Origin of the sequence: Pseudomonas sp. C9-3, from assembly GCF_032392015.1 — a bacterium.
In the GTDB taxonomy this organism is placed as follows: Bacteria; Pseudomonadota; Gammaproteobacteria; order Pseudomonadales; family Pseudomonadaceae; genus Pseudomonas; species Pseudomonas nitroreducens.
On record NZ_CP135919.1, the window covers coordinates 3,325,287 to 3,338,648 of the forward strand.

Below are 13,362 nucleotides of genomic sequence, written 5' to 3' on the forward strand. Positions count from 1 at the left end.
AAGGGATTTGTATGAACAAGCACCTCTACCGCATCGTCTTCAACAAGGCTCGCGGCCAACTCATGGTCGTTGCCGAGAACGTCACCAGCAACGGCAAGGCACCGGGCACCACGGAAGGCCCGCTGGGCACCGTTGGCGCCGCGCTGCTGGTCAGCCTGCGCCCACTGCGTTTCGCCCTGATGGCGACGCTCGGGCTGATCAGCCTGGCCGTCCCGCTGGCCCACGCCGACATCGTCGCCGACCATGGCGCCCCACCCGGCCAGCAGCCGGGCGTGATCAACTCCGCCAACGGCGTGCCCCAGGTGAACATCCAGACGCCCAGCGCAGCGGGCGTCTCGCGCAATACCTACAGCCAGTTCGACGTGAACCAGCAGGGCGCGATCCTCAACAACTCGCGCAATAGCGTGCAGACCCAGCTCGGCGGCTGGATCGATGGCAACCAGAACCTGGCCAACGGCACCGCGCGGGTGATTCTCAACGAGGTCAACGGCAGCAACCCCAGCCAGCTGCGCGGCTACGTGGAAGTGGCCGGCGACCGCGCCCAGGTGGTGATCGCCAACCCGGCAGGCATCGCCTGTGACGGCTGCGGCTTCATCAACGCCAACCGCGCCACCCTTACCACCGGTACCGCGCAGATCGTCGACGGCCAGTTGCAGGGCTATGAAGTGCGCGGCGGCCACATCGCCATCACCGGCAAGGGCCTGGACGCCAGCCAGACCGACTTCACCGACGTGATCGCGCGCTCCGTGGAGGTCAACGCCGGCGTCTGGGCGAACGACCTGCGCGTCACCGCCGGGGCCAACCAGGTCAACGCCGACAACAGCAGCGCACGGCCCATCGAAGGCAACGGCGAGAAGCCCTCGGTGGCCATCGACGTCGCCCAGCTCGGCGGCATGTATGCCGGCAAGATCATGCTGGTCGGCACCGAATCCGGCGTCGGCGTGCGCAACGCCGGGCAGATCGGCGCCAGCGCCGGCGACGTGGTGATCAGCGCCGACGGGCGCATTGGCAACAGCGGCCAGATCAACGCCACCGCCAACGTCCGCCTGGACAGCAACGGCGGCATCGACAACAGCGGCTCGGTCTACGCCAAGGGCGATACCGCCCTGAGCAGCCGCGGCGACATCCACAACAGCGGCATCGCCGCGGCGCAGCAGAACGTCAGCCTGAACGCCAACGGCATCGTCAACGACAGCCAGGCCACCCTGGCCGCCGGCGTGCAGGCGGACGGCAGCATCGGCACCAGCGGGCGGCTCGACATCACCGCCGCCCGGCAGGTGAAAAGCCAGGGCGCCACACTCGCCGGTGGCGACCTCGGGATCGCCGGTGCCGACCTTGACCTCAAACAGGGCCAGGCCAGCGCCCAGAACATTCGCCTGAGTGCCACCGCCAATGCCGACCTGAGCGGAGCAACGCTGGACGCTGGCAACCTCCTTGCAGCGAACATCGCGCAGAAGCTGACCTCCGATTCGGCCAGGCTGGCCGGCACCAGCGTGCAGCTGCAGGCCCACGACCTGTCCAACCGCAAGGGCGAGATCATCCAGACCGGCAGCGGCGACATGACCCTTGCCCTCCCCGGCACCCTGGACAACAGCGACGGCCGCATCGCCAGCAACGCTGCCAACCTGACCCTGGGCGCACTGAACCTGAACAACCGCCAGGGCAGGATCGAACACGCCGGCAGCGGCACCTTGAAGGTCACCGCGAACTCCGTCGATGGCCGCAACGGCTCCATCGCCAGTAACGGCCAGTTGCAGGCCAGCCTGAACGACGCCCTGCTCGACGGCGCCAGCACAGTCGCGCGGCAGATCAGCATTGATGCCGCATCGCTCTCCAACCGCCAGGGCGAAATCCTCCAGACGGGCGCCGGTACCCTGCGCGTCAGCACCAGCGGCCTGCTGGACAACAGCGGCGGCACCCTCGCCGGCAATGGCGGCGTGCAGCTGGACGCAGGCACCCTGCTGAACCAGTCCGGCACCGTCCAGGCCGCCGGGGGCGACCTCCAGGCCAAGGTGAAGGACACGCTGGACAATGCCTCCGGCACCCTCGCGGCGACTGGCAACTCGCGCGTGGAAGCCGGCGAGCTGGTCAATGCCAAGGGCAAGGTCACCGCCAGCGGCACGCTCGACGTCAGCGCCGGCAAGCTCAACAACGACACCGGCACCCTCGCCGCCAAAGGCGCACTGACGGCCCGTGGCGGCAGCATCAGCAACCAGGCTGGCACGCTCGGTTCGGTGGACGGCAGCGTGGCCGTCGACGCCACCCAGGGCAGCCTGGACAACCGCAACGGCCGCATCGAGGGCCAGCACCAGATCACCCTGTCGGGCCAGGGCGTGCTCAACGGCAACGGCCTGATCAGTGCCGGCAACCTCAAGCTGGACAGCAACCGCGCCACGCTCGACAACCAGAATGGCGTGCTGATCGCCAGCGATGGCGTTGAACTGCAGACCGGCGCGCTGAACAACCAGGGCGGCCTGGTCCAGGCCGCCGGCCTGCTGCGCATCGACGCCCATGGCCAGGCCATCGTCAACACCGACTCCGGCGCCAGCGGCGGCCTGCTCGGCAAGGGCGGAGTGATCCTCGCCAGCGGCAACCTGGACAACAGCGCCGGCTTCATCGGCGGCAAGGGCGACCTCGACCTCACCACTGCGCAAATCAACAACGCCCGTGGCGGCCTGCTGACCAGCGAAGGCAACGTGCGCATCAAGGCCAGCGGCCTGGACAACCGTGGCGGGCAGCTGCAGACCCTGGGCGACGCCGTGCTCGACCTCGCCAGCGGCCGCCTGGACAACGCCGGCAGCCTGCTGCGCGCTGGCGGCAAACTGGTGGTCACGGCGGGCAGCGTCGACAACCGCAACACCCTGGGTACCGACCAGGGCCTCGAAGGCCATTCGCTGACGCTCAGCGCCAGCCAGATCGACAACCAGTCCGGCGCGGTGCGCGCCGACGAAACCCTTACCCTGAACAGCAGCGGCCAGCTGGACAACAGCGGCGGCCTGGTCAGCTCCAGCAAGAACCTGAACATCCTCGACGGCGCGGCCAGCAAGTCCCTGGCCATCCTCAACCACAACGGCAAGCTGATCGCCGGGCAGAAGCTGAGCATCGACAGCAGGAGCCTGGGCGGCGACGGCCAGACCCTGAGCCTGGGCGACATCAGCCTGAAGCTGAGCGACAGCTACGTGCACAGCGGCCAGTTGCAGGCCAACGGCAGCATCGACCTGCAGACCGCCGGCAACCTCGACAACCAGGCACGCCTCGTCGCGGGCCAGGTGCTGAAGGTGACAGCCGGCAACGTGAACAACACCGCCACCGGCGAGCTGAGCGCCACCAACCTGACCCTCGACACCAGCGGCACCCTGACCAACCGCGGCCTGCTCGATGGCCAGACCACCCGTGTCAACGCAGGCACCCTGAACAACCTCGGCAGCGGGCGCATCTACGGCGACCAGCTGTCGGTATCCGCCGGCACGCTGCGCAATGATGTCGAAGACGGCAAGGCCGCCGTGATCGCCGCACGCAATCGCCTGGACATTGGCGTGGGCAGCCTGCTCAACCGCGAGCATGCCCTGCTCTTCAGCGCCGGCGACCTCTACATCGGCGGCGCCCTTGATGCCAACGGCCACGCCACCGGCAGCGCCGGTGAAATCCGCAACGCCAGCGCCACCATCGAAGCCCTGGGCGACATGGGCCTGGCCAGCGCCGTGCTGCGCAACACCAACGAACACTTCAGCACCCAGGAAGTGGAAGTCAGCCGCGAAAGCGTCCTCGAGTACCAGCTCACCGGCTCCACCAACCGCTACCGGCCGGAGCAGATTTCCATCTACAACTCCGAGGTGGATTACCTGGTCACCCCGGAAGGCGAACGCGAGGACTGGAACCTCTACAACTACACCCGCGTGACCCACGAAACACAGATTCTCAGCTCCGATCCGGCGCAGATCCTTGCCGGCGGCAACCTGCGCCTGGACGTCGCCGACGCGCTCAACGACAAGAGCCGGATCATCGCCGGCGGCACCATCGGCGGTAACCTGGGCCGCCTGGAAAACACCGAGGCCCCCGGCGAGCGTGTCACCACCGAAAGCGGCATCGTCACCCACTTCTACCGCATCCAGAAGAAAGGCCGGGACAAGCAGGGCGCCGACAACGCCGCCTACAACCCGGCGGCCAGCATCGTCGACATCTTCCTCAAGCCCGGCGCCTACCTGCAGAACACCGCCCACGTCGGCAGCGGCACCCAGGTCGGCGATCTCAACCTGGGCCGTGTCGACCAGCCGGCAAGCGGGGCCGGCGCCGCCCAGGTCAACGTCGGCAACGGCCGGGTGATCAGCCCGGTACTGGAAGTGACTGCCGTGCAGACCAAGAACGATGCCGGCGTCGCCGAGAGCATCCGCACCGGCGGCATCGACACCCGCGTGCCGGACAACAGCCTGTTCCAGGTCAACCCGCAGGCCACCAGCGGCTACCTGATCGAGAGCGACCCGCGCTTTACCAACTACCGTACCTGGCTGTCCTCGGACTACATGCTCGACCGCCTGAAGCTGGACCCCGGCCTGACCCTGACGCGCCTGGGCGATGGCTTCTATGAGCAGAAGCTGATCCGCGAACAGATCGCCCAACTCACCGGGCGGCGCTTCCTCGACGGCTACGGCAATGACGAAACCCAGTACCGCGCGCTGCTCGACAACGGCCTGACCTATGCCCAGGCCTGGAACCTGGTGCCTGGCGTCGCCCTGACTCCCGAGCAGATGGCGCAGCTGACCAGCGACATCGTCTGGCTGGTGGCCAAGGACGTCACCCTGCCCGACGGCAGCGTGACCCGTGCCTTGGTGCCGCAGGTCTATGTGCGCGTACGCCAGGGCGACATCGACGGTTCCGGCGCGCTGATGGCCGGGCAGAACGTCGACCTGAACATCCAGAACGACCTGGTCAACAGCGGCACCCTCGCCGGGCGCAACGTGCTGTCGATCACCGCGCAGAACATCCAGAACCTCGGTGGCCGCCTGACCGGCACCGACGTGGGAGTGAAGGCCGCCGGCGACCTGAACAACCTCGGCGGCCTGATCGACGCCAGCCACAGCCTGACCGCCGTGGCCGGCCGCGACATCAACCTGACCTCCAGCACCCAGGACTCCCAGAGCGCCCAGGGCAGCGCCACGCGCGTCTCGCGGGTCGCCGGGCTGTTCGTCTCCGACCCGGCTGGCGAGCTGATCGCCACGGCCGGGCGTGACCTCAACCTGAACGCCGCCCAGGTGGTCAACAGCGGCGCAGGCGGCAAGACCACCCTGGGCGCCGGCAACGACATCAACCTCGGCACCGTGGCCGTCCAGGAACAGCAGAGCATGACCTGGAACAGCAGCAACTGGCGCAAGGAGTCCAGCGCAGGCGAAGTGGCCAGCAGCGTGCAGGGCCAGGGCGACGTGCGCCTGATCGCCGGCCACGACCTCAACTCCCGTGGCGCCAGCGTGACCAGCGAACAGGGCGCAGTGCAGGCCTCCGCCGACCACGACGTCAACCTCACCGCCAGCCAGAACAACGCCATGGCCGACGAGGCGCACAAGGTCAAGAGCAAGACCGGCTGGTTCTCCTCCAAGACCATCGTCACCCGCGACACGGTCGACGAGAGCCTGTCCCAGGGCTCGACCTTCAGCGGCGAGACCACCTACGTCAGCGCCGGCAACGACCTCAAGGTGGAAGGCAGCAACGTGGTGTCCAACGGCGACACCACCCTGGTGGCCGGCCGCAACGTCACCATCGCCTCCGCCACCGACCACCTGAACGAACAGCACAGCCGCGACGAGAAGAAGAGCGGCCTGTTCAGCGGCGGCGGCATCGGCTTCACCATCGGCAGCCAGCAGCAGTCGGTGAAGAACACCGACGATGGCGACAGCGCCGCCGCCAGCACCGTCGGCTCGATCAACGGCAACGTCAACATCAAGGCCGGCGAGGCCTACCGCCAGGTCGGCAGCAAGGTCAGCGCGCCCAGCGGTGACGTCAACATCGAAGGTCGCACCGTCGACATCGTCGAGGCGCAGAACGCCCACCTCAGCACCCAGGAAAGCAAGTTCAAGCAGAGCGGCCTTTCCGTCACCCTGACCAACCCGATCATCACCGCCGTGCAGACCGCGCAGCAGATGAAGAAGTCCGCCGAGCGCACCGACGACAACCGCATGAAGGCCCTGGCCGCCGCCAACGTCGCCATGGAAGGTGCCGGCGCCGCCTCCGCCGTCATGGCCAATCCGGCCCAGGCTGGCGGCATCAACATCAGCATCTCCATCGGCGCGAGCAAGAACGAGAGCCGCAGCGAGCAGCGCGGCAGCACCGCCGCCGGCTCCAGCGTGAGCGCCGGGCGTGACGTGAACATCACCGCCAGCGGCGCCGGCAAGGACAGCGACCTCACCGTGCAGGGCAGCCAGATCAGTGCCGGGCGCGACGCCAATCTCAAGGCCGACGGCGACATCGCCCTGCTGGCCGCGAAGAACACCGTCGAGCAGCACAGCACCAGCAAGGGCAGCAGCGCCAGCATCGGCATCGGCTTCGCCGTGGGCGGCACGCAGAACGGCTTCACCATCAACGCCGGTGCCTCGCAGAGCCGCGGCAACGCCGATGGCAACGACCTGGTGTGGAGCAACACCCACGTCGACGGCGGGCGCCAGGTCAACCTGCAGTCCGGCGGCGACACCCAGCTGCATGGCGCGGTGGTCAGCGCACCGCAGGTCACTGCCGACGTTGGCGGCAACCTGAGCATCGAGAGCCTGCAGGACACCAGCACCTACGACGCCAAGCAGTCGAGCAAGGGCGTGGGCGTCAGCCTGTGCATCCCGCCGTTCTGCTACGGCGCTTCCAGCGGCAGCGTCAGCAGCAACACGGCCAAGCAGAACTCCAACTACGCCAGCGTCACCGAACAGTCGGGGATCAAGGCAGGCGACGGCGGCTTCGACATCCGCGTGAACGGCAACACCGACCTCAAGGGCGGCCTGATCGCCAGCAGCGACGCCGCCATCGAGGCCGGCCGCAACCGGCTCAGCACCGGCACCCTGACCCAGGCGGACATCCACAACGCCGCGGATGCCAAGGCCACCAGCAGCGGCGTCAACCTCAGTTCCGACATGGTCACCCAGGGCAAGTACGGCGTCGGCAAGGCCATCGTCGGCAACGCGCTGAACTCGGGCAAGGACTCCGGCTCGTCGTCCGGCGATACCCGCAGCGCCATCAGCGCCGGCACCGTGGTCATCACCGACGGTGCCCTGCAACAGCAACTCACCGGGCAGAACGGCGCGGACACGGTCGCCGGCCTCAACCGCGACACCGCCAACGCGCACACCGCCGCCGAGCGCCAGGACGTCGACGAGATGCGCCGCACCGCCGAGGCGGAACAGGCGATCAAGAACGAAACCTACCGCCAGGCCGTGCAGTTCACCGACGACGCCTACCGCAAGATGTTCCTGGAAAAGGCGCGGATGTTCGTCATCCTCACCGACGACCAGGGCAACGTACTGCGCGACAAGGACGGCGTGCCGCTGCGCCGCGAACTCGACGACAGCGAGAAGGCCAACCTGCAGGCCGGTGGCGACGGCCGCGTACACATCGCCAACAACGGCATCTTCAACGACGAGAACGGCGCGGCCCGCTACGCGGCGCAGCACAGCACCGCCGACGGCCCGCAGTACTTCATCTGGTTCCCCGACGCCAGCAACTCCGTCTCCGAGCTGCTCATCGCCGGCTACCAGAAGTACCTGGAGAACGACTTCTGGGGCCTGGCCAACGCCACCGTCGAGACCCGCGACGCGCTGCTGCGCTATGGCGAGACCGGCCTGCACATCGACGGCCACAGCCGCGGCTCGATGACCACCGGCAACGCCATGGAGTCCATCGCACGGCTGCCCGATCCCAGCGGCAGCCTGAGCAACACCACCCTCAACTTCTACGGCCCGGCCTACAATGCCGCCAAGGCGGACGACCTGCTGGCCATGCTGCAGAATCGCGACGCGATGAGCGACGAGAAGAAGAACGAGATGGTCGTCCAGCTGCAGAACCACAAGACCGACCCGGTGGGCGGCTGGATCGGCTGGAACCCCGGTACCGGCGGCACCATCCCCGACGACAGCAATGCGCTCAAGGAGATCAAGAACGTGGCAGGCGGCAAGTACACGGTGCACAACTGCTACGGCAACGGCGACCCTGCCTGCCAGAAGTTCTGGCAGGACATGCCGGACAAGAAACCGGTACTCACCCCGGTGAAGACCTATCCGCCGACCCCATGAGCCCGCAGACATGCTGAAGCGCAACGGCGGCCTGGCCGCCCTCCTGCCCTGCCTGCTCCTGGCAGCCTGCAGCCAGGCGCGGCCGTTGCAGCCGCCACCGCCGCTGTACGAGCTGTGGGCCAAGTCCGGCGTGGACCAGCAGGGCGTACGCAACGCCCTGCTCGGCTGCGGCTTCCCCGACTCGGCCTACGTCGACAACACGACCATCACCACCAACGACTACGCGCGCGGCGAGCAGTGCATGCTCGCCCAGGGGTTCGCCTACCAGGATCGCTACACCCTCTGCGATACCAGCCCGCAGCTGCCCGCCTGCAAGGCCGCCGGTGCCGCGCCGAAGGCCAGCCCGACGCAGCGCCCGCCCGCCTACACGCAATGGACTCAGGCCAGCGCCGACAGCCAGGGCGTGCAGCAGGCCATGAAAGCCTGCGGCTACACCACGGTGATCGAGCCCGTCGACCAGATGCTCCTCAACGACATCGCCGCCGCGCAGCTGTGCATGCTCGATCGCGGCTTCCACTTCACCCGCCCGGCCAGCAACCTGCTGTGCAAGAACCCGCCCATGCTGCCCGCGTGTCGCGGCAAGGTCATCGACACGCGCAACTGCTGCGCGCCGCCCAAGGCCGCCGGGCAACGCTGATACCAGGAATCACCATGTACGCCACGCTGTTCCCCCGCACGGGCGCCCTGGCGCTGGCCGCCCTGCTGCTCGCCGGCTGCGGCAACCTCGCCAACGTGCAGTCCTACTCCACGCCCTACTCCGCCCCGTCTGGCGGAGAAACGGCGCGCTTGCGCGTGATCACCAACGGCATGGCTCGCGGCGTCCCCGCCAGTGCCTGCATCGACTGGCGCCGCGAAGGCGCCGGCGTGATCGCCGTGGCGCAATCCGGCTTCGCCAACCGCAACGGCCAGAGCCTGGGCATGCCGCCCAGCCGCCAGGCCGAGCAACTGGGCCAGGGCGGCTTCGCCAGCAGCGAGGTCCGCATACCGGCCGGCCAACCCTTCGCCTTCAACTTCCAGAGCCGGGGCATGGTCAGCAGCGGCTATTCGTACAGCTGCCAGCAATCCATGACCTTCACCCCCGAAGCCGGGCAGGACTACGAACTGCTGCTGATGGAAAGCGGCCAGTGCCTGGCGCGGCTGGTGCGCCTGGGCGATGGCCGCAACCTCAGCGGCAGCCTGCAGGACACCCGTTTGTGCAAGGCTTCCGACGCGCTCTGAGCGCCGCTTTCAGGGTTGCGAATACGGTGGATAGCGGTCATCCGGCACACGCCGCTGGCTGCCGGGGTCCGGCCCGTCTTCGGGAGCATGGGCCGGGTGTGGCGGGTCGACCTGCGGGTCGGCCAGGTCCGGCGAATCCGGATCGAACCCCAGGTCGGGGTCCACGTGGTGCGAGCCATCGGCGGGCGCCTGGCCCGACGCGAACAGCCAGCGCTCGCTGGCAGCCACGGGATGCTCGCTGAGGGGGACATGGCGTTTCATGATCACCTCCTGCGTCTCTGGCAGTGACAAGGCAGTTTACGCGCAGCCATTCCCCTGGGTTTCCCCTGCACCGACAGCCGGCCGGTTTCGCTCGCCGCCGAAGGGAAACCCGCGATCTAGACCATGGTCGCAAAGACCCGACCGCCCATCTGTGACACCTTCGCGCGCTTTTTCAGTGCCCCCGGAGTCACCGCATGCCCTCGCCCCTCTCCTCCAGCCAGCTCACCCGCCTGAGCGCCCTCGCCCTGCTCGGAGGCATTGCCGCCCCGGCCAGTGCCGACTTCCTGGAGGACAGCAGCGCGCGCCTGGAATCGCGTACCTTCTACTTCAACCGCGACTTCCGCGACGGCAGCTCGTCCAACCCGCAGGGCGCCTCCAAGCGCGAGGAGACCGCCCAGGGCTTCATCCTCAACCTGCAGTCGGGCTACACCGAAGGCACCGTCGGCTTTGGCGTCGACGCCCTGGCCATGCTCGGCGTCAAGCTCGACTCCAGCCCCGCCGACAGCAACAGCGGCCTGCTGCCTTCCAGCGGCCACGACCCGCGCCACTCCGCGGACCAGTACGCCAAGGCTGGCGTCACCGGCAAGCTGCGCGTGTCCCGCACCCAGTTGAAGTACGGCGCGATGCTGCCGGACATGCCGCTGCTCAAGTACAACGACGGCCGCCTGCTGCCCAACATGTTCCACGGCGCGCAGCTGACCAGCGAGGAAATCGCCCACCTCAAGCTCACCGCCACGCGGCTGGAGCGCTACACCGCGCGCGACTCCAGCGACGCCCAGGACGTGCGCCTGAACTGCAAGAACAAGCGCTACGCCTGCGACACCACCGGCAACCGCTTCGACGCCTACCAGGCCGACTACCAGGTCAATGACCAACTGCTGCTGCAATACGCCCAGGGCGGGCTGGAGAACGTCTACCGTCAGCGCTACGTCGGCATCGTCGGCAAGCAGGCGGTGGGCGCCGGCAAGGTCACCGCCGACCTGCGCTGGTTCGACAGCGACGACGACGGCTCGGCCCGCGCCGGCGAGATCGACAACCGCGCGCTGAGCCTGCTGCTGTCCTACGCCCAGGACGGCCACATCCTCAGCGCCGGCTGGCAGCGCATGAACGGCGACAGCTCCATGCCCTACCTCGACGGCAGCAACCCCTACCTCGCCAACTACGTGCAGGTGAACGACTTCGCCAATGCCCGGGAGCGCTCCTGGCAACTGCGCTACGACTTCGACCTGCGCAGCGTCGGCGTGCCCGGCCTGAGCTTCATGACCCGCTACGTCAACGGCGACCACATCGCCCTGGCCAATGGCGACGAAGGCAAGGAATGGGAGCGCGACGTGGAGTTCAAGTACGTGATCCAGGCCGGCACCTTCAAGGACCTCAGCCTGCGCCTGCGCAACGCCACCTACCGCACCAACTATGAACAGTCGGCGCGGGACGTGGATGAGGTCCGGCTGATCGCGAGCTACAACTTCTCGATTCTCTGAGCCAGCCGCACGCCCCCTCTCACCGGGCGACGCCTGCCCACGCTTCGGTGACAGCGCCGGCCCGACGTTCCGTCGTGGCCGGGCCAGGGTCTGGGGCCCCCAGGGTTCGGACGAAGAATGCCGAAGCCTTGTCCCAGCCTTCCCGACGGTGAACGTAGCCCAGCAACTCGGCAGTCATATCCCGAGCCTTGTCGATGGCAGCGCTGTTGCTCTTGTACGCCCCGTCCTTTTCACAGTGTGTCTTCCGGTTCTCGGCATCGTACGTATACAGATGCAGCAGCCTGCCGGTGCCGTTCTCGCGTTGCGTGTGACTGGCGCTGTAACTGTCCTGGATCAGGTGGGCGATCGCCCCTGCGGCCAGTGATCTGAGGTTTTCCTCCTGATCGCCCTGGCGATACATGTGCTTCATGTCGAAAACATCGAGCACCGTGCAGTCACTGGGGTTGGCCAGTTGCGGATTGCGCGAGCAACCGACCTTGCCGAAGAACTCGTGGTAGGGCGTTGTCTTGCGAATGGTGTTGGCCGGCACCTCCCCGATCGCGACCCGGTAGGTGTATTCCAGCCACCGATACATCTTCGCTCTGGCCTGCGCGTCGGACTCATCCGCAGCCCGCATCGCATGAAGGAACTGCAGATCACCATGGTGTACGCGACGGGTCAGCGTATTGGGTCGACTGGCGTCTTCCTCATGGGCCTTGAACAGCCAGATATGCGCCGTGCCGTTGTAGTGCCAGGCCTTGCGCGTCAGCTCTTCCGGGTCATCGTTCCACTCCACGCCCCCCAGTAACGGCAGGAGCCAGGTCCTGCCCCGCAGGACTTTCGCGTATGCCGGCTGATAGGCCTGCCGGGTGATGATCTCGTGGATGGCCTGATTACGGCTGTCGAGGATGTAGGAACGCAGATGGCACTGCGCGGCGCTCGCATCGTCGCGGATTTCCAACTGCACCGCGCTGGAGCCGTAGTCATTCGCGCCACCTTTCCAACTGACTGGATGGATTTCGAACGCCATGGCCTGGCTGACCAGGAGGACGCCCAGAAAGCCCAATGGAATGCGCATGTTTTCTTCCTTGAAGTGAGACGGGGGCTGCTGGCAGAGCCTGAACCACCCCAAAGCGCCGGTCATCATCGAAATGAATGATGACCGGACAACCCGCCAACGGCACTCTGGGTCAGGCGCGCACCGCCACCGAAAAACCTCTGCGCCGGGCCTGGGAGGCAATATGAAAAGGGAATTTCTGGTAACCGTCTGCCTGCTGATCGCGGGCTGCTCCAGCAACGCGCAGTTCCTCGTCGGCACAGAAAGCGACCCGCAGGGACTAACGCTCGATCAACTCGAAGCGCAGAACACAGCAATCCGCCAGACCCTGGCCCCCTGCGACACCCTGTTCGGCGTGAAGACCGAGAAAGCCGAGCAGAAGGCTCGAACAGCCTGGTGGCTGAAGGTCATCGGCGTGACGTCGGCGTCCATCGTCGCCCCGGCCCTGACGGCGGCGAACGCCTCCGCCAATGCAGCCTGGATAGCCGGCGCCAGCGGGACCGGCGGCGCGGTGATCGCCGTGCTCGACAGCGCCGATTCGATGGGCATAAGCGGCGTCGCCGCATTACGCGGCCTGACCCAATTGGCCCAGGATATCGGGCCAGACGTCGATATCGCCGAAGACATCGGCAAACCCTACAACGAACGCACAGCCGCTGCCGCAAGGGCCGCCCGCAAGTGCCGGTTCCAGGTTCCCAATGTGGCGCCGGCTGCTGCTCCTGCTGCTGCGCCTGCTGCTCCAGCCCCGGCTCCAGCTCCTGGCGCCGCGAAGGGGTGACCTCTTCGCTGTTGCGGCATGCGGCCTGGCGAAGTCTGGTCCGCATCCACCTGTCCCACCCCGTTCGCTCCTACGTGTTGGGGAAATGGATGAGACCCGTTTCATTCTGTCGGCAATGTCCTGCCACTGCATCGCAGCAACCAACCGAAATGTCCCACGGGCCATTAGCCTTGCGGGCCTACAAGCGCCGTCCCTAGCCTCTGAACCGCCGCAGCGTCATCGCGGCCGGGCGTAGGAACCCGGGAAAAGGATCAAGGTACGGTAGCTCCGTAGTCACGGTTGCAGGCGAAATCCCGCTGCAAATCCGTGCTTCCATGGCGGCCGTGC

The 13,362-nt window shown here is 67.3% G+C and carries 7 protein-coding genes; 5 read left to right on the forward strand and 2 right to left on the reverse strand.

Features of this window, described 5'->3' with window-relative positions; all coding sequences use genetic code 11:
* Window positions 1-11: 11 nt before the first annotated feature.
* The 3 genes from RS899_RS14840 to RS899_RS14850 are packed head-to-tail and all read left to right on the forward strand — an operon-like array spanning window position 12 to window position 9,479.
* Window positions 12-8,261, forward strand: a complete 8,250-nt coding sequence (locus tag RS899_RS14840) for a hemagglutinin repeat-containing protein (RefSeq protein WP_315810386.1) — start codon at window positions 12-14, stop codon at window positions 8,259-8,261.
* 10 nt (window positions 8,262-8,271) lie between these two features.
* Window positions 8,272-8,898 (forward strand): hypothetical protein, encoded by a 627-nt coding sequence (locus RS899_RS14845; protein ID WP_315810387.1) that lies wholly within the window; start codon window positions 8,272-8,274, stop codon window positions 8,896-8,898.
* Window positions 8,899-8,912: 14 nt separating this feature from the next.
* Window positions 8,913-9,479 carry a hypothetical protein gene (locus tag RS899_RS14850; protein WP_233297854.1) on the forward strand — a complete coding sequence of 189 codons (567 nt, stop codon included), beginning with the start codon at window positions 8,913-8,915 and terminating at the stop codon, window positions 9,477-9,479.
* Between the two features lie 9 nt (window positions 9,480-9,488).
* On the opposite strand, the gene RS899_RS14855 is transcribed toward RS899_RS14850, so the two are convergent.
* The gene (locus RS899_RS14855) at window positions 9,489-9,740 is read right to left on the reverse strand and encodes a DUF6021 family protein (RefSeq protein WP_024763517.1); all 252 of its coding nucleotides are present in this window, start codon (window positions 9,738-9,740) and stop codon (window positions 9,489-9,491) included.
* 194 nt (window positions 9,741-9,934) lie between these two features.
* On the opposite strand from RS899_RS14855, the gene RS899_RS14860 reads away from it, so the two are divergent.
* Window positions 9,935-11,221 (forward strand): OprD family porin, encoded by a 1,287-nt coding sequence (locus RS899_RS14860; protein ID WP_315807417.1) that lies wholly within the window; start codon window positions 9,935-9,937, stop codon window positions 11,219-11,221.
* A gap of 19 nt (window positions 11,222-11,240) precedes the next feature.
* Here the strand turns inward: RS899_RS14860 and RS899_RS14865 are convergent, their stop codons facing one another.
* Window positions 11,241-12,278, reverse strand: a complete 1,038-nt coding sequence (locus RS899_RS14865) for a hypothetical protein (RefSeq protein ID WP_233297855.1) — start codon at window positions 12,276-12,278, stop codon at window positions 11,241-11,243.
* A gap of 163 nt (window positions 12,279-12,441) precedes the next feature.
* On the opposite strand from RS899_RS14865, the gene RS899_RS14870 reads away from it, so the two are divergent.
* Window positions 12,442-13,035: a hypothetical protein gene (locus RS899_RS14870; protein WP_315807418.1), complete on the forward strand. Its 594-nt coding sequence runs from the start codon at window positions 12,442-12,444 to the stop codon at window positions 13,033-13,035.
* Window positions 13,036-13,362 lie beyond the last annotated feature (327 nt).

Excerpts from the sequence above, each read along its gene's own strand:
- RS899_RS14840 (WP_315810386.1), top strand. The coding sequence starts at position 12 with ATGAACAAGCACCTCTACCGCATCGTCTTCAACAAGGCTCGCGGCCAA.
- RS899_RS14845 (WP_315810387.1), top strand. The coding sequence starts at position 8,272 with ATGCTGAAGCGCAACGGCGGCCTGGCCGCCCTCCTGCCCTGCCTGCTC.
- RS899_RS14850 (WP_233297854.1), top strand. The coding sequence starts at position 8,913 with ATGTACGCCACGCTGTTCCCCCGCACGGGCGCCCTGGCGCTGGCCGCC.
- RS899_RS14855 (WP_024763517.1), bottom strand. The coding sequence starts at position 9,740 with ATGAAACGCCATGTCCCCCTCAGCGAGCATCCCGTGGCTGCCAGCGAG.
- RS899_RS14860 (WP_315807417.1), top strand. The coding sequence starts at position 9,935 with ATGCCCTCGCCCCTCTCCTCCAGCCAGCTCACCCGCCTGAGCGCCCTC.
- RS899_RS14865 (WP_233297855.1), bottom strand. The coding sequence starts at position 12,278 with ATGCGCATTCCATTGGGCTTTCTGGGCGTCCTCCTGGTCAGCCAGGCC.
- RS899_RS14870 (WP_315807418.1), top strand. The coding sequence starts at position 12,442 with ATGAAAAGGGAATTTCTGGTAACCGTCTGCCTGCTGATCGCGGGCTGC.